At 68.6% G+C, this 15,702-nt stretch carries 15 protein-coding genes; 9 read left to right on the forward strand and 6 right to left on the reverse strand.

The genetic code is table 11. From position 1 onward, the window contains the following. Position 1: 1 nt before the first annotated feature. From ABIE04_RS03285 to ABIE04_RS03300, 4 genes are all read right to left on the reverse strand, one after another. Complete coding sequence (locus tag ABIE04_RS03285; protein WP_354547146.1) at positions 2 to 619, reverse strand: rhomboid family intramembrane serine protease; 618 nt, start codon at positions 617 to 619, stop codon at positions 2 to 4. Between the two features lie 137 nt (positions 620 to 756). Next, a complete protein-coding gene (locus ABIE04_RS03290; protein WP_354547147.1) occupies positions 757 to 1,464 on the reverse strand; it encodes a C40 family peptidase in 708 nt (235 codons plus the stop codon). Positions 1,465 to 1,645: 181 nt separating this feature from the next. Further along, positions 1,646 to 2,377 carry a YggS family pyridoxal phosphate-dependent enzyme gene (locus ABIE04_RS03295; RefSeq protein WP_354549765.1) on the reverse strand — a complete coding sequence of 244 codons (732 nt, stop codon included), beginning with the start codon at positions 2,375 to 2,377 and terminating at the stop codon, positions 1,646 to 1,648. A 22-nt stretch (positions 2,378 to 2,399) separates the two neighbouring features. Beyond that, complete coding sequence (locus ABIE04_RS03300; RefSeq protein WP_354547148.1) at positions 2,400 to 3,824, reverse strand: M20 family metallopeptidase; 1,425 nt, start codon at positions 3,822 to 3,824, stop codon at positions 2,400 to 2,402. A 206-nt stretch (positions 3,825 to 4,030) separates the two neighbouring features. Here ABIE04_RS03300 and ABIE04_RS03305 point away from each other — a divergent pair, with 206 nt between their 5' ends. The 3 genes from ABIE04_RS03305 to ABIE04_RS03315 all read left to right on the forward strand — a co-directional run bounded on the left by ABIE04_RS03305 (position 4,031) and on the right by ABIE04_RS03315 (position 5,490). After that, positions 4,031 to 4,375: a ComEA family DNA-binding protein gene (locus ABIE04_RS03305; RefSeq protein WP_354547149.1), complete on the forward strand. Its 345-nt coding sequence runs from the start codon at positions 4,031 to 4,033 to the stop codon at positions 4,373 to 4,375. Positions 4,376 to 4,471: 96 nt separating this feature from the next. Then, complete coding sequence (locus tag ABIE04_RS03310) at positions 4,472 to 4,945, forward strand: SET domain-containing protein (RefSeq protein ID WP_354547150.1); 474 nt, start codon at positions 4,472 to 4,474, stop codon at positions 4,943 to 4,945. 5 nt (positions 4,946 to 4,950) lie between these two features. Continuing rightward, positions 4,951 to 5,490, forward strand: a complete 540-nt coding sequence (locus tag ABIE04_RS03315; RefSeq protein WP_354547151.1) for a GNAT family N-acetyltransferase — start codon at positions 4,951 to 4,953, stop codon at positions 5,488 to 5,490. Positions 5,491 to 5,535: 45 nt separating this feature from the next. Here ABIE04_RS03315 and ABIE04_RS03320 read toward each other — a convergent pair whose 3' ends face one another. Further along, positions 5,536 to 6,411, reverse strand: coding sequence for a hypothetical protein (locus ABIE04_RS03320; protein ID WP_436410349.1), 876 nt, complete (start codon positions 6,409 to 6,411; stop codon positions 5,536 to 5,538). Positions 6,412 to 6,455: 44 nt separating this feature from the next. Next, positions 6,456 to 8,678, reverse strand: coding sequence for a M1 family metallopeptidase (locus tag ABIE04_RS03325; protein ID WP_354547153.1), 2,223 nt, complete (start codon positions 8,676 to 8,678; stop codon positions 6,456 to 6,458). 491 nt (positions 8,679 to 9,169) lie between these two features. On the opposite strand from ABIE04_RS03325, the gene ABIE04_RS03335 reads away from it, so the two are divergent. From ABIE04_RS03335 to ABIE04_RS03360, 6 genes are all read left to right on the forward strand, one after another. Next, positions 9,170 to 9,859: a response regulator gene (locus ABIE04_RS03335; RefSeq protein WP_354547154.1), complete on the forward strand. Its 690-nt coding sequence runs from the start codon at positions 9,170 to 9,172 to the stop codon at positions 9,857 to 9,859. Then, positions 9,856 to 11,280, forward strand: coding sequence for a sensor histidine kinase (locus ABIE04_RS03340; protein WP_354547155.1), 1,425 nt, complete (start codon positions 9,856 to 9,858; stop codon positions 11,278 to 11,280). Before ABIE04_RS03335 ends, ABIE04_RS03340 begins: the two co-directional genes overlap by 4 nt. 95 nt (positions 11,281 to 11,375) lie before the next feature. Continuing rightward, positions 11,376 to 12,830 carry an efflux transporter outer membrane subunit gene (locus ABIE04_RS03345; RefSeq protein WP_354547156.1) on the forward strand — a complete coding sequence of 485 codons (1,455 nt, stop codon included), beginning with the start codon at positions 11,376 to 11,378 and terminating at the stop codon, positions 12,828 to 12,830. Next, positions 12,830 to 13,960: an ABC transporter permease gene (locus ABIE04_RS03350; protein ID WP_354547157.1), complete on the forward strand. Its 1,131-nt coding sequence runs from the start codon at positions 12,830 to 12,832 to the stop codon at positions 13,958 to 13,960. Before ABIE04_RS03345 ends, ABIE04_RS03350 begins: the two co-directional genes overlap by 1 nt. Before the next feature lie 5 nt (positions 13,961 to 13,965). Next, a complete protein-coding gene (locus ABIE04_RS03355; protein ID WP_354547158.1) occupies positions 13,966 to 14,703 on the forward strand; it encodes an ABC transporter ATP-binding protein in 738 nt (245 codons plus the stop codon). A 12-nt stretch (positions 14,704 to 14,715) separates the two neighbouring features. Then, positions 14,716 to 15,702 (forward strand): efflux RND transporter periplasmic adaptor subunit, encoded by a 987-nt coding sequence (locus ABIE04_RS03360; protein WP_354547159.1) that lies wholly within the window; start codon positions 14,716 to 14,718, stop codon positions 15,700 to 15,702.

Consider the following 15,702-nt stretch of genomic DNA (forward strand, 5'->3'; position numbering starts at 1 on the left):
CTCAGCGTAACAGGCGGCGCTTCGGTTTCCACGGCAGCCGCCCGCGCCAGTACTGGATCAGTACGAGGCCGCCCAGCATGCCGCCGAGGTGGGCGAAATGGGCGACGCCCGGCTCGATCCCGGTCACGCCCATGGTCAGTTCGGCAGCGGCATAGAGAATCACGAACAGCCACGCCGGCATCGGGATCGGCAGGAAGATCAGCATCACCTTCTCGTGTGGATACAGCATGCCGAACGCCAGCAGCAGGCCGAAGATCGCGCCGGAGGCGCCCAGCGTGGGGCCGTATTGGGACGGCGGGAAGAACCACAGCACCGCCAGTTGCAGCAGCGAGGCGACGATCGCGCAGACGAAGTAGTAGACGGTGAACTCGCGCGCGCCGAAGGTGCGCTCGATCGCACCACCGAACATGTACAGCGCGAGCATGTTGAACAGGATGTGGGTGATGCTGCCATGCATGAACGCGCTGGTGACGATCTGCCACACCCCGAACAGGCCGGAGCCGAGCGGCCACAGCGCGAAATACACCATCAGAAGCTGGCCCATCACCTGTTGCAGCAGGAATACCGCCACGTTGGCAATCAGCAGGTTGCGCGTGACGGGCGGCAAGTCGAAAGGCATCAGGCGGTTTCCATGAAGTCAGGGACAGCATAGCGGCGGCATCCCGCAGCTGACCGTACCCGGCGGCAATCGTTCACCCGCCGCGGCAGCAAAAAGCCGCCTCACGGCGGCTTCGCGAAGAAGCTGGCGACGGCAGCTCAGCCCTTGCTGGCCACCTGCGCCATCGCTTCCGGGCGCTTGGCGCCGGCGAAGCGCTTGGCCCAGTAGCTCTCGTGCAGGCTGGAGATCTCCACCGACTTGCCGCTGGCCGGCGAGTGGATGAAGCGGCCGTTCGAGATATAGATGCCCACGTGCGAGATGCGCCGCTTGCCATGAGTGCGGAAGAACACCAGGTCGCCCGGCTGCATGTCGGCCCGCTTGACCTTGAGGCCGGCCAGGAACTGCGATGCGGAGTTGCGCGGCAGCTGCATGCCGACCGCATGGGCGAATACGTAACGGACGAAACCGCTGCAATCGAAACCGGTGGAGGGATCGCGCCCGCCACGCACGTAGCGGGTATCGCGCAATTTCATCGCCATCGCGATCAGCGACTTGCGCAGGTCGGTGATGTCCGCGCTGGCGGCTGCCGCTGCCGCGTCCTGCTCGTCCGTCGCGGCGACGTCGGCAGCGGCAGCCTGTTCCGTCGCGGCACTCTTGCCGGCGAGCACCGAGGCAGCATCGGGGACCACGGACTGCGCCAGCGACGGCGCCGGGTTGAATGCCGGCAGCTGACTCAGCAAGGGCGACCCGAGGCGGGCGACAACCGTGCTGTCGATGACGGCGGGGTTGTTCGTGGCTTGGAGTGGGCCGGACACCAGCAGCACGGAAACGAATGCGACGGCGGCGGTCAGTTGCTTGATGGGCATGCTGGGAAAAACCCCTTGTTGTTCACAGGATCGACCGCCCAGCAGAAGCCAATGACGTGACGACTCGGTGAAGTTAACAAGAAGGGGCCACCTGGATGTTGGATTGGGGTTAACTGAACTCTGGCGTTTCAAAAAATGGCGACGCCGCGCACATTTCACCCAACTCATTGATTTTTAAAATTTATGCCTTGAGCGGCGGCTCCGGCCAGTAATGCGAGTCCGGATAGGGCCGACTGCCGAAGATCGCCGTACCGATCCGTACCTCGGTCGCTCCCTCGGCAATGGCGAGCGGGAAATCTCCGCTCATGCCCATGGAAAGTTCTGTCAGATCATGACCTTGTGCCACCGCCCGATCACGCAGCTCACGCAGCAGGCGAAAGCAGGCACGCACTTCGGCCGGCTCGCTGGAGTGGATCGCCAGGGTCATCAGGCCACGTACGCGCAAGGTGTCGTAACCGCGCAGGACGTTCAGGAAACCCGGCAGCTGTTCAGGCGGGAGACCGTATTTGCTGGGTTCGGACGAGGTCTTCACCTGCACCAGCACGTCGATCGCGCGGCCCTCGTGCTGCAGCCGGCGATCCAGCGCCTCGGCCAGCTCCAGCCGGTCCAGCGACTGCACCTCGCTGGCCAGCCGCGCCACGTCCCTGGCCTTGTTGGTCTGCAGGTGGCCGATCATCACCCAGTCGATGCCGCAGTCCGCCAACGGTGCGGATTTGTCGCGGATCTCCTGCACCTTGTTCTCGCCGAAGCGGCGCATGCCCAGTGCCACGCCAGCCCGGATCAGGTCCGGACCGAACGTCTTGCTGACCGGCAGGATGCCCACCTCGGCCGGGTCGCGGTCTGCCTCGCGGCACGCCGCGTCGACGCGCAGGCGGACCTGCGCCCAGTTGTCGGCCAGCCAGCCGGTGTCCATGCTCATGGTCCGACGATCGCGCTCAGGCCTTGCTGCCCTGCTGGTGGTGGCGCGCCACCACCTCGGCCACCACCATGCTGACCTTCTTGCCGGTGGGGATGTGCAGGAACTCGTTCGGGCCGTGCGCGTTGGAATGCGGACCGAGCACGCCGGTGATCAGGAACTGCGCCTTCGGAAATTTCTCGCCCAGCATGCCCATGAACGGAATGCTGCCGCCCTCGCCCATGTAGGTGGCGGGGGCACCGAAGTAGTTCTGCGAAGCATCGCTGACCGCCTGCTCCAGCCACGGCGACAGTGCGGGCGCGTTCCAGCCCGAGCCGTCCTTCTCCAGGGTGAAGCTGACCTTGGCGCCGTACGGCGGATCCTTTTCCAGCAGCTGCTTGACGAACTCGCCGGCCTTGGCGCCGTTCAAGGTGGGCGGCACGCGCAGGCTCAGCTTCACCGACGTCTGCGGACGCAGCACGTTGCCGGCGCTTTCCAGCGGCGGGATGCCGCCGATGCCGGTCACCGCCAGCTGCGGACGCCAGGTGCGGTTGAGCACCAGCTCGGCCAGGTCGTGGGTGACCGGCTGCATGCCTTCCACCCACGGGAACTTGTCGTAGATGTCCGCGCCCAGCACCTCGGCCGACAGTTTTGCCTGCTCGACCCGCTGCGCCGGGATCTCGACGTACAGCTCCTTCGGCTTGATCTGGCCGGTGGCCGGATCCTCCAGCCGCGACAACAACTCGCGCAGGATGCGGAAACTCGACGGCACCACACCGGAGGCATCGCCCGAGTGCACGCCCTCTTCCAGCACCTGCACGCTGAGGTTGCCGCCGGTCATGCCACGCAAGGACGTGGTCAGCCACAGCTGGTCGTAGTTGCCGCAGCCCGAATCCAGACACACCACCAGCGACGGGCTGCCAATGCGCGCGGCCAGGTGGTCGACATAGAACGGCAGATCGTAGCTGCCCGATTCCTCGCAGGCCTCGATCATCACCACGCAGCGTGCGTGCGGAATGCCCTGCTCGTGCAACGCCAGCAATGCCGCCAGCGAGCCGAAAATCGCATAACCGTCGTCGGCGCCGCCGCGACCGTACAGCTTGTCGCCCTTGAGCACCGGCGTCCACGGACCCAGGCCGTCGGCCCAGCCGGTCATCTCCGGCTGCTTGTCCAGGTGGCCGTACAGCATGACGGTGTCGTCGCCCTGGCCCGGCACCTCGATGTAGATGAGTGGCGTGCGCCCCTCCAGCCGCACCACTTCCAGCGTGGCACCCGGCAGCTGGCTCAGCTTGGAGCGCGCCCAGGTTTCCATCAGCTTCACCGCGGCGTCCATGTAGCCGTGCGCCACCCAATCCTTGTCGAACATCGGCGACTTGTTGGGAATACGGATGTATTCAACCAGCTGCGGCACGATCTCGTCGTCCCACAAGCCGCTGACAAAGCGCGAAAGGCGGGCAGTATCCATGGTCAAGCTCCATCAGACGGACAAGACCGGCATTGTAACAGCCGTCCTTCGGCCACACCGACACGCGATCGGAAGCCGCCCACAGACGAAAGCGACCACCGCGCACGCCGACCTTGCGCTGCCTCCCACTGTGCGCTCCTGCGCCACGGCGCCATAGTGCGCTGGCGGCACCGGGATGCCGTCACCACCGCCCAAGGAGAAAGGCCATGTTCAACAAACTCGTCGCTGTCGCCCTCACCCTCGCCCTCGCCGTACCGGGCCTGCTGCTCGCCGCCACGCCGGTCAATATCAACCACGCCGACGCCGCCACCATCGCCAAGTCGCTGGACGGCGTCGGCCAGTCCAAGGCCGAGGCCATCGTGGCCTGGCGCGAAGCCAACGGCCCGTTCAAGAAGGCCGACGACCTCAACCACGTCAAGGGCATCGGCAAGGCCACGATCGAGCGCAACCGCAGCGCGATCCTGCTCGGCGACGCCGCCGACGATGCCGTCGCCAAGGCGGACGCGCCGGCCAAGGCCATGCACAGCAAGAAGACGCCGACCGGGGAGTAGCCCCCCGCCCCCCGCGAGCGGAAGCCAGGCGGCGCGGCCCGGCGGGCCGTGCCGCTTGCGTTACACTCGCGCGCCCATCCCGCCCGCCGTGCCGCCATGATCCTGCCGCGTTACCACATCGCCGCCTCCGCCATTCGTGGCGCCGGCAACGGCCTGTTCCTCGACGAAACCGTGGCAGCGGGGCGCATCATCACCGCGCCGGATGGCATCGAACAGACGTTCCGTTACGCCGACATCATGGCTTCGCCGGAACTCCGCGCGCAGTTCCATGCCAGCGCGCGCTGGTTCGAGGACCGCTACACGCTGTCGCCGGACTGGCCGGACGAGTGCTACATCAACCACAGTTTCACGCCGAACGGGCTGTGGCACCTGGGTTTCGTGTTTGCCCTGGCCGAACTGCCCGCCGGAAGCGAGATCACCGTGGACTACCGGCATCTGCTGCCGCCCGGCCAGGCCGAGGATTTTGTCGATTCGGTCACAGGTGAGACAATCACCGGATTGTCCTGGCAAGAGAGTCTTGCCAGCAGTACCCATGCACTGGCTGAACTGCTGGTTGCCGCCCACCGTTGACCGTGATGTTCGATATTCCAACCATTGAAACGGCGCGTCTGCGCCTCACCGCACTCACCGAGCGGCATTTCGACGACTACGCCGCCATGCTGGCCGACCCGGACAGCACGCGCTGGATCGGCGACGGCGAACCGCTGGACCGAACCAATGCCTGGCGTTCGCTGGCGATGCTGCTGGGCCATTGGCAGCTGCGCGGCTTCGGCATGTGGGCGCTCGAGCTGAAAGGCAGCGGCGAGTTCATCGGCCGCGCCGGCCTGATGTACCCCGACGGCTGGCCGGACCTGGAAATGGGCTGGATGCTGAAGCCCGAGCATCGCCACCACGGCTATGCCACCGAGGCGGGCAATGCCGTGCTCGGCTTCGCCTGGAACCAGCTGCGCGTCCAGCGCGTGATCAGCCTGGTGCGGATCGGCAACGAGGCCTCCGACCGGGTCGCCGAGCGACTCGGCGGCGAACACATCGAGGACATGGATTTCTACGGCAGCCACAGCCACGTGTTCGCCTACTACCCGCCGCACCGCGAACACCGCCGCGCCTACGGCTGATTCATCGTCCCGCCGGCAGGTGCCGGCAAGGCGGTGAAGAACGGCCTACAACGCCTGGGGCAAACCGCTGCCGCGCCGCGACGACGACAGCGAACGCGCCACTTCGGCCAGTGCGAATACGCGGGCCACGCGCACCCAGCCCAGCACCAGCACTACCAGCTGCGCCAGCAGTATCGCCAGCACCAGGCCGGTCACGCCGAGCGCCGGGGTATGCACGCGGCCCACGCCGAGCGCCAGCGCCACCGCGTAACCGATCGCGCTGATCAGCAAGTAGCACAGCAGCGTACTGAACGGCCGCCGCAGCAACTGCATGAAGCCGCGACCGAATGCGCGGGTGGACGAACGCAGGTTGCCGTCGGCGATGAACGCGGCACGCCCCGACTCCACAATGGCCTGCGCCAGCACGAACAGCAGCACGGCCAGCCCGATCGCCAGGTGCGACGTGCGGTCCGCCTGCGATTCCAGCACGGCCCTGGCGTCGACCCGGTCCACCGCATCGAAGGCCACGCCGATCAACGCCGCCATTGCCGCGTAAGGCACGATCGACCACAGCATCAGGCGGAACATGCGGTCGTACTCGACAATGCCGCACTGAAGCAGGTGGCCGAAGCCCAGCACGCGGCTGGCGCGCCCGCTGCCGACCAGCATGCCGTTGAGGAACGGCGACAGCAGCAGGGTCAGCAGCAGGCCGAGGATCGCCACGCCGCTGATCCAGCCGGTATCGTCGCCGAGTGCCGACATGGTGTCGCCGAACATCAGCGGGCTGAACTGCGCGGCCCATGCCTGCGCGTGCACCGAATGATCGAGCAGCCCGCTCAGGCTGCGCCACAACGGCAGGCTGACCACCGCGGTCGGCAGCAGCAGCAACAGGGTCCACAGCAACAGCAGGCGCCATTGCATGGCAGCCAGCGGGGCACGCATGGCGGCGCCAAAGTCCACCCGACGCGAAGCACGTTTGTTCATCATCACAGCGACCCCACCAAGGCATAGAAGACCTGCAACAAGGACGCGGCATCCGCGCTCCAGCGGCGCGAGGCGCTGCCGTCGGCCTTGGTCGTCCGGCTGTCGTTGAGCTTGTTCGCATCCAGGTAGATCTTCTGCTCGGGATCGAGCGTGGCCGAGACCACCTTGGACGGCTTGGTGAAATCGAAGCGGGCCCAGCGGCGGTCATCGTTCCAGTGCACGTCCTCGCTGCTGCCGTCGGCGAACTTCACCCGCAGCAGCTGCGGTACCGGCACACCATCGCGGCGCACGGTGACCGTGCTGTGCCACGGGAACGGCCCGCTGCCCGGCTTCGCCTTCGGATGGGCCTTGTCCCAGTCCTCGCGCTGTTTGTCGACCCGCTTGTCGAGAGCGTCGCTGTCGAGCTCGCTGCGCCTGCCGTCCTTCAGCGTACTGCCGGCCAGCGGCAGCACTTCGGCGGTGTCGATGCTGGCAACCCGGTCGTCGATCTGCGCGGTGCCGTAGACGTACTGGTCGAAGATCTCGTTGACCGCCTTCGGGTTGCCGGAGACCTCGGCCAGGGTGGCGCGCAGGTCGGCCGACGACGGATGACGGAAACGCCAGCGCCGGTAGTACTCGTGCATTGCACGTTCCAGCACCGGCTTGCCCAAACGCTCCTCCAGGTCGTGCATGGCGGTGGCGGTGCGCGAATACACGGTGCCATAGCTGCTGCTGGACAGGCGGTCCCACGCATTCGCGCCCAGCGGGTCGGGCGGCTGATGCAGGCCGGCGCCGAGCCGCTCCGCTTCGAAACCGGTCATCGCCGGCGTGATGCCGAGGCGCTTCATCCAGCCCGACGCCAGCACGATCTTCTCGCCGCTGTCGCGCGTCATGCGGCCGTCCCAATACTCGTTCATGCCCTCGTCGAGCATCGGCTCCTCGAACTCGTTCGAGGCGAGCAGGCCGTAGAAATAGCCGTGGCCGAATTCGTGGATGGTGACGAAATCGATCGCGTACTGCGTGAGCGTGCCCGGCTCGACCTTGGCATAACCCTCGGCGGTGAAGAACGTCGGGTACTCCATGCCGCCCGCCTCCGACGCGTTGTACGGCGGCACCACCGCCGTCACCGTCTCGTACGGGTAGGCGCCCAGCGAATTCGAGAAGTAGGTCAGCGAGTCGGTGGTGGCCTTGAGCACCGGCGCGGCGCTGGCCACGTATTCGTCGGGATAGATCACCCGCACGTCGACCTTCGGGCTGCCCGGCCCCTGCCAGCTGCCGTCCAGCGTCTTGTAGCCCTTGGCCGCGACCCAGGCGAAATCGTGCACGTCGCCCTGCACGAAGTGGTACGTGCTCTTGCCGTTCGCCGTCTCGGGCGGGCCTTGCAGCTTGCCGACGGCGCCCACGGTGTAGTCGGCGGGCACGGTGAGGCGCACGTCGTACAGGCCGAAGTCGGCGTAGAACTCGCTGTTGAAATGGAACTCGTGCACGTTCCAGCGCGGCGTGGTGGCACCGCGCTCGCCGGGCAGTTCCAGCACGCCGATCTTGGGGAACCACTGCGCCACCAGGTTGAAGTCGCCGAACCAGCCGGTGCGTTCGACCACCCGTGGCAGCTGACTGAGGAAGTCGATATCCAGCGCCAGCGTGCCGCCGGCCGGCACCGGTTCGGCCAAGTCGATGCGCACCACGGTCTGGTCGGTGGCCGGGCCGCCGTCGGGCTGCACGAACTGCCACTTCAACGCGGCGTCGCCCTGCTTCACCTGCTTCAGCTCGATCCAGCCCCACTCGCCTTTCTTCAAGGCCGCCGCGCCGCGCGACCGACCGTGCGCGGTCAGCACCTTGCGCTCGGTGAACCAGGTGCTGCCCTCGTTCTGGAACGCGTTGAGGTACAGATGGAAGTAGACCTTGCTTACCGGGCGATCGCTGCGGTTGCGCCAGGTCATGTGCTGCTTGCCGCTTACCGTGTGTTTCGCCACGTCCAGTTCGGCGTCGATGCGATAGCTCACCACGCGATCGGACAGGGTCGGCTCGTTGCCGCTGCGCTCGCCGCCCCATGCATTCGCGGCGCTGGGCACGGCGACCGCGGCGGCATCGGCGGCCGCGAAGGGAATGTCGGGGAGCGCCACGCTGGCAGCGCTGGCCGGCACCGAGGCTGCCGCCGCCGGAGCGGCCTGCTGCGCCATCGCCAGCCAGGGCCAGAACGCGGCCATGGCGCACAGACATCCCCACTTGCGTACGATTCGCCGCATCTTGCCACTCCCCTGAGCAATCCCCGCAGAGTGCACCCAACCGGTCACGACGACATAGGCCAGAGGTCATGCCCACCAGCATCCCGAGGCTGCGGCATCGACAGACAAATCTCGTTCGCGGACCACTCGGCCGTACGGCCGGCCGCGCGTGGTTGAGGGTGATCCCGCTCAGCGCGAACAGCAGCAAACCCATCAGCACAACGCCAAACTGATCCAGTACCACCGGTGCAACTGCCTCATCCAGAACGCGTGGCGTTGCTGGCGGAGCGGTTCCGCAGGTTGTGGCAGCGGGCCCATCGCGGTCCGTGACCCGCCCGCATGCACCGCAGCACGGGAACTGCGGCTGGCGTGAATGGTCTGGATGAGCGCAGCATCCGAAGATTCCGACTGCGCCATTGCCTCCGCCAGATCGCAGACAAGAATCAATCTCAGTAACTGTCATCGCCAGGTCTGGCGACCGACCACACTCATGTGCGCCCTGGGAGTACACGATGCGTATTCTGCTGGCCGAGGACGATGCCTCCATCGCCGAGGGTATCTGCGCGTCACTGCGACACGGTGGTCACGCGGTGGACCATGCCGCCAGGGGCAACCTGGCCGACACGGCGCTGCGCGATCACGACTACGACCTGCTGGTGCTGGACCTGGGCCTGCCCTCGCTCGATGGCAGCGAAGTGTTGCGCCGCCTGCGCCGCCGCGGCACGGGCATGCCGGTGCTGGTGGTGACGGCGCGTGACGGCCTGGCCGAGCGCATCCGCCTGCTCGACCTGGGCGCCGACGATTACCTGGTGAAACCCTTCGCGCTGGCCGAATTCGAGGCGCGCGTGCGGGCACTGCTGCGTCGGGCCAGCAGCCAGGGCCGGCCGGAGTTGCAATTGGGCCGGTTGCGGCTGGATCTGCCCGGGCATCGCGCATGGATCGACCAGGCACCGCTGGAATTGACCGCACGCGAGTTCGGATTGCTGGAAGCGCTGGCCCTGCGCGTGGACCGCGTCACCAGCCGCGCCCAGCTGATCGCGGCATTGTGTGACTGGGACCAGGAGCTGACCGACAACGGGCTGGACATCGCGATCCATCGCCTGCGCCGCAAGCTGCACGGCAGCGGCACCGGCGTGCGCACGATCCGCGGGCTGGGCTACCTGCTGGAAGAAACGGACGAAACCGGGAACGGCCACGCATGAACCCGCCGCGCGCGCATTCGCTGCGCCCCAGCCTGCGCCGGCGCCTGCTGCTGGTCCTGCTGGTCCCGGTGGGCGTGCTGCTGCTGCTGGACGCGATGCTGACCTATGGCGTGGCGCTGACCTATGCCAACCGGGTGCACGACCGCGACCTCAGCGACGATGCCCTGACCCTGGCGACGATGCTCGGCAACGACCAGCTCGACGGCGAGCTGACCCCGCAGGCGCGCTTCCTGCTCGAGTACGACCCGGACGGCCACAGCTACTTCGCCGTGAGCAGCGCCAGGCACGGCCTGCTGGCCAGCAACGGGCAACTGCCGCAGCCGGCGCGGGTGCCGGCGATCGGCGCGCGCCCGGCGCTGTACGACGCGCAACTGGCGAAGCACGCCCTGCGCGCCGCCACGGTGCATATCGCCTTGCGCAGCGACCCCGGCGACAGCCTGGTCGTCACCGTCGCCGAAACCCTGCGCGACCGGCACCAGCAGGCGCGGGAAATTCTGCTGCTGGCGATCGTGATGCAGGCATTGCTGATCGTCGGCGTGCTTTCGCTGGTCTGGTTCGGCGTCGGCCGCGGCCTGCGCGTGCTCGACCCGCTGACCGCGCGGCTGGCCGCACGTACCGATGAACTGACCCCCATCGATGGCCCCGATGTACCGCTGGAGATCCGGCCGCTGACGCAGACCATCGACGCACTGTTCGGCCGCTTGCGCGGCATGCTGGCCCTGCACGACCGCTTCATCGCCGACGCCGCGCACCAGCTGCGCACGCCGCTCACCGGGCTGAGCCTGCACGTCGAGCACGCCATGGCCAACCCGCAGCCGGAGACGGTGGCCGATGCCCTCGTCCACATCCGGCGGCTGGTGCAGCGCGCCGCGCGTACTTCCGCGCAGTTGCTGGCGCTGACGCGCGCGCAGGCGCCGTCGCTGGAGACCGGGGAGCGTACGCTGCTCGACCTGAGCCGCTTCATCCCCGAAGCGGTATCGGAACGCGTCCACGAGGCGATCCGCGCCGGCGTGGACCTGGGCTACGACGGCACCGCGCAGGCACTGTCCGTACTCGGCGACGCCGCCAGCCTGCAGGATCTTCTGGACAACCTGATCGACAACGCCGTGCGTTACGCCGGCCGCGGCAGTACCGTCACCGTCAGGCTGGCGGCACGTGCCGATGGCGGCGCCAGCCTCAGCGTCGAGGACAATGGTCCCGGCGTGCCGCCCGAGTTGCTGCCGCGGTTGAGCGAGCGCTTCTTCCGGGCCGCCAACCACAACGAGGAAGGCAGCGGGCTGGGGCTGGCGATCGTCCAGCGCATCGCCGAACGGCATCACGCCAACGTGATCTACCGCCCCGGCGAGGCGCGCGGCCTGTGTGTGGAAGTGCGCTTTCCCGCGCCTTCCTCGACCGGCCGACCACTTCCCGTCTCAGGGTAAAGAAAGATTCCACCACGACAATGACGCGCGATGACCATCACCCAATGCCGACCACGCCATTGCCTCGCGACCGTCGCCATGGAAAACCGCGCACCGTGCCCCTTCGACTGAGCAAGACGACCGACGACAGCTGGCTGCGCATGTGCGTGTTTGGTGTCGTCCTGTCCGGCCTGGCCGGCTGTGCCGCGCCGCTGCCCAGGCTGCTGCCGCCGGTGCCAGCGCAATGGCAGCACGCGGTCGCCGCAGACCCGGCCCAGCCGACCGACCTGCACGGCTGGTGGCACGCGTTCGCCGACCCCGACCTCGACGCGCTGGTCGATCGTGCGCTGGCCAACAACCTCGACGTGGCGCAGGCGGTCGAACGGCTGCGCGCCGTGCGCACCCTGCACGAGCGTGCCCATGCCCGCTATCTGCCAGCACTGAACGCGCGCACCGACGACGTGATCGACCCGGACGCCAGCGCCTCGTTCTTCGTGGCCGGTTTCGACGCCAGCTGGGAACTGGGCCTGTTCGGCCGTGCCGAAGGCACCCGGCGCGAATCGCAGGGCGCACTGGACGCCGGCGTGGCCGATCTGCACGCCGCCCGGGTCACCCTGGTCGCCGAAGTGGTGCGCGAGTGGATCGACCTGCGCACCGCGCAGCAGCAGGAACAGTTGCTGCAGCGGATCAGCCGGCAGCGCCGGCACGCGTTGGAACTGCAGCGCACCCGACAACGCCTGCAGTTGGCGGCACCCGGCGCGGTGGATCAGGCGCAAGCCGCCTGGGCGCAGGCCGAAGCCGCCCTGGCTGCGCCACGCCAGGCGATCGACGCCAGCACGCAGCACCTGGCCGTGCTGCTCGGACAGAACCATCCCGACCCGGCGTGGCTGCAGGCGGGCACGCCGCCCGAACTGGGCGCCTGGCGGCTCGACGGCACCCCGGCCGAGCTGCTGCGCACGCGGCCCGAGATCGCCCGCGCCGAGGCGGACGTGCTGCGCACCGCCGGCGAACTGGCGCTGACCCACGCCGACCTGTTCCCCAGCATCGGCCTCGGCGCCTCGATGGTCTGGGCCACCGACATCAACAACAACCATCGCTTTTCCACCACCCCGAACGGCATCGCGTCGGTGGGTCCGGTGATCGACATCCCGCTGTTCGATTGGGGCATGCGGCTGGCCGCCATGCACGCCAAGGCCCACGAGCTGAAGGCCAGCGTGCTGGCTTACCGGCAGGCCGTGCTGCAAGGCGTGGCCGAGGTGGAAACCGCGCTGGGCAGCCTGCAGCAGCAACGCCAGCGCGAACAGCAGGACACCCTGGCGTGGCAGGCGTTGCAGCGCGCCGACCAGGCGATGCAGGTGCGGGCCGGGCTGCAGCTGGGCAGCCCGCTCGATCGCGTCGAAAGCCAGGTCGCCGCCGACCAGGCCGCGCTCGAACTGGCCGATGCCCGCGCCGCGCGCAGCCTCGCTTACGTGACGCTGTTCAAGGCGCTGGGGGGCGCACCGCTGCCCATGCCGGAAACGGAACCGGCCACGCCGCAGGCGTCCGCCGACACGCATGGAATGCCGCGCTGATGGTCGCCCTCGCGCGCAAGACCCTGGTCTACGAATGGCGGCGCTTCCTGCCGGCGATGCTGGCGGTCGGCTTCGCCGGCCTGTTGCAGTTGCTGCAGATCGCGCTGGTGCTGGGCATCTTCGGCAGCACCAGTTTGTACATCACCGGCTCGTCGGCCGACGTGTGGGTGGGTTACCCGGGCACGCAGAGCGTGAGCCTGGGCCGCACGATCGACGCCGACGTGGAGTCGCGCCTGCTGATGGACCCGGCGGTGCAGCGGGTCGAGCCGTACCTGTGGGTCGACGGCGACTGGCGCGGGCCGCGCGAGACCGGCGGCGTCTCGGTGTTTGTCTCCGGCATCGACCCGGCCGCCGATGGGCTGATGTTCTCCAAGGCACTTTCGCCGGCGCTGCGCGCGCGGCTGGCCGAACCGGACGCGATCGTGATCGACCGCTCCGCGCAAGACCAGCTCGGCGTCGACATCGGCCAGACCGCCACCATCAACGGCCAGCAGGTGCGCGTGGTGGGCATCAGCAGCGGGCTGCGCGCGCTCGGCGGGGTCAACGTGCTGTGCTCGCTGGACACCGCGCGCCGGCTGGACAGCGACCCGACCGACACCGGCCCGACCTACCTGGTGGCGAAACTGCGCGACCCGGCCCAGGCCGAAGCGGTGGCCATGCGCCTGCGCGGCGACACCGCCTTCGGCCCGTACACGGCATGGAGCGCCGGCGACTTCGCCAACCTCTCGGTGCGTTACTGGCTGTTCGATACTGGCGCCGGCGCCGGCGTGCTGTTCCTGGCCGGCATCGTGTTCCTGGTCGGCGCGGTGATCACCAGCCAGACCCTGATCGCCGCGGTCAACGGCTCGGTGCGCGAATACGCCACCCTCAATGCGCTCGGCGTGGGCGTGGGCGCGCTGCGCAAGGTGGTGCTGGAGCAGGCGTTCTGGGTCGGCGCGCTGGGCCTGCTCGGCGCCAGCGTGCTCGGTATCGTGCTGATGCTGCTGGCACGCAGCCAGGATGTGCCGGTGGTTCTGAATGTTCCGGCGGCGCTGGCCTGCATCCTCCTGGTGCTCGGCCTCGCTGCCGTCTCCGGCTTGGCCGCGATGCGCAGCCTGCGCCGCGCCGACCCCGCCACCTTGCTGAGATAGCCGCGATGCACCCCGTCCCCGCCGCCGAACCGGTGCACGCACCTGCCCTGCAGGCCGACAACGTCAGCAAGGCGTTCGTCTCCGGCCACCAGCGCACGCAGGTGCTGGACGGCTTCTCGCTGAGTATCGACGCTGGCGAACTGACCCTGATCTCCGGCCCGTCCGGCTGCGGCAAGAGCACCCTGCTGGCGATCCTCAGCGGCCTGCAGAAGGTCGACAGCGGCCGCGTGCGGGCGCTCGGCAGCGAGCTGGGCCAGCTCGACCTGCGCGCGCTGGAACGCTTCCGCCTGCAGCACACCGGCTTCGTGTTCCAGGGCTTCAACCTGTTCCCCGCGCTCTCCGCGTTCGAGCAGGTCGAGCTGCCGCTCAACCACATGGGCCTGTCGCGCGACGAGGCACGCCGGCGCGCGCAGCAATCGCTGGAAGAGGTCGGCCTGGCGCACCGCATGCGGCTGCGCCCTTCCGAGCTGTCCGGCGGCGAGAAGCAGCGCGTGGCGATCGCCCGCGCGCTGGCCAAGCAGCCCGAGCTGCTGTTCGCCGACGAGCCGACCAGCGCACTGGACGCCGCCAACGGCCAGATCATCATCGACATCCTGCACCGGATCGCCCACGCCCACGGCACCACCGTGCTGTGCGTCAGCCACGACCCGCGCCTGGTCGTCCACGCCGACCGCGTGCTGGCGATGGAGGATGGCCGCATACTCAGCGACCGGCGCAACCACGCCGTGGTCACCGACAGCTAAGGAAAACCCCGCATGAAGCCGCCAGCCTTCCCCCCGTCATGGCGCGCGCGCACCACGCGCCTGCTCCGCCGTGGCGGCCTCGCGCTGGCCGTGGCGTCGCTGCTGCCGGCCTGCTCGCCATCCGGTCAGGCGCCGGCCGACAGCCGTGCCGGGATGGCAGCAGCCTACGCGGCCGTCGCGCGCGGGCGGATCGACATCGAAGGCGGCCTGCTCAACCTGGCGATGCCGCGCGAGGGCACGCTCGCCACGGTCGCCGTGCACGAAGGCGACCACGTCAGGCAGGGCCAGTTGCTGGCGGCGCTGGACACCGAACCGGCCAGGCTCGCCGTCGAAGCGGCGCAGGCGCAACTCGAGCAGGCGCAGGCGCAGCTGAAGCTGCTCGGGGTCAAACAGGCCGCGGCGAAGCAGCGCGCCCAGCGACTGGCCGCCGCGGCCGCCGCCGGTGCCGGCGACGGCCAGAGCGCCGACGATGCGCACGAGGCGGCGGCGCAGATCGATGCCGACCAGCAGTCCGCCCGCGCGACACTGAGCATGGCCAGCCAGAAGCTGGACGAGGCCCGCTACGAGCTGAAGCAGCGCAGCCTGTTCGCCCCGTTCGACGCCGACGTGGTGCGCGTGTCGGCCCAGCCCGGCGCCGGCGTATCGCCCGCATCCGGGCCGTTGTTCGTCCTGCTGCCGCGGAAACCGCGGATCGTCCGTGCCGAGCTCAACGACAGCTTCGTCGGCGTGATCCAGCCGGGCATGCCAGCCGAGGTGGTCGCCGACAGCGATGGCGGCCATGCCCGCTGGAACGCGCACGTGCTGCGCGTCGGCCAGGTCTACGGGCCGGCCACGCTGGAGAACGACCCGCAAGTACGCGCCAATGCGCGCACAGTGGAATGCGTGCTGGCGTTCGACCAGCCCGACTCCGCCCGAATCCGCGACCTGCGCATCGGTCAGCGCGTGATGGTACGTTTCGGTCACGCCACGGCGCCGGCCGCCGCCGCGTCGAAAGACTGA

It is taken from the genome of Rhodanobacter soli (genome assembly GCF_040548735.1).
GTDB lineage: Bacteria > Pseudomonadota > Gammaproteobacteria > Xanthomonadales > Rhodanobacteraceae > Rhodanobacter > Rhodanobacter soli_A.

Bases quoted from the DNA above. Each gene is read 5' to 3' on its own strand.
- ABIE04_RS03290 (WP_354547147.1), bottom strand. From the start codon at position 1,464: ATGCCCATCAAGCAACTGACCGCCGCCGTCGCATTCGTTTCCGTGCTG.
- ABIE04_RS03295 (WP_354549765.1), bottom strand. From the start codon at position 2,377: ATGGACACCGGCTGGCTGGCCGACAACTGGGCGCAGGTCCGCCTGCGC.
- ABIE04_RS03305 (WP_354547149.1), top strand. From the start codon at position 4,031: ATGTTCAACAAACTCGTCGCTGTCGCCCTCACCCTCGCCCTCGCCGTA.
- ABIE04_RS03315 (WP_354547151.1), top strand. From the start codon at position 4,951: ATGTTCGATATTCCAACCATTGAAACGGCGCGTCTGCGCCTCACCGCA.
- ABIE04_RS03340 (WP_354547155.1), top strand. From the start codon at position 9,856: ATGAACCCGCCGCGCGCGCATTCGCTGCGCCCCAGCCTGCGCCGGCGC.
- ABIE04_RS03285 (WP_354547146.1), bottom strand. From the start codon at position 619: ATGCCTTTCGACTTGCCGCCCGTCACGCGCAACCTGCTGATTGCCAAC.
- ABIE04_RS03320 (WP_436410349.1), bottom strand. From the start codon at position 6,411: ATGCGTGCCCCGCTGGCTGCCATGCAATGGCGCCTGCTGTTGCTGTGG.
- ABIE04_RS03350 (WP_354547157.1), top strand. From the start codon at position 12,830: ATGGTCGCCCTCGCGCGCAAGACCCTGGTCTACGAATGGCGGCGCTTC.
- ABIE04_RS03360 (WP_354547159.1), top strand. From the start codon at position 14,716: ATGAAGCCGCCAGCCTTCCCCCCGTCATGGCGCGCGCGCACCACGCGC.
- ABIE04_RS03355 (WP_354547158.1), top strand. From the start codon at position 13,966: ATGCACCCCGTCCCCGCCGCCGAACCGGTGCACGCACCTGCCCTGCAG.
- ABIE04_RS03335 (WP_354547154.1), top strand. From the start codon at position 9,170: ATGCGTATTCTGCTGGCCGAGGACGATGCCTCCATCGCCGAGGGTATC.
- ABIE04_RS03325 (WP_354547153.1), bottom strand. From the start codon at position 8,678: ATGCGGCGAATCGTACGCAAGTGGGGATGTCTGTGCGCCATGGCCGCG.
- ABIE04_RS03310 (WP_354547150.1), top strand. From the start codon at position 4,472: ATGATCCTGCCGCGTTACCACATCGCCGCCTCCGCCATTCGTGGCGCC.
- ABIE04_RS03300 (WP_354547148.1), bottom strand. From the start codon at position 3,824: ATGGATACTGCCCGCCTTTCGCGCTTTGTCAGCGGCTTGTGGGACGAC.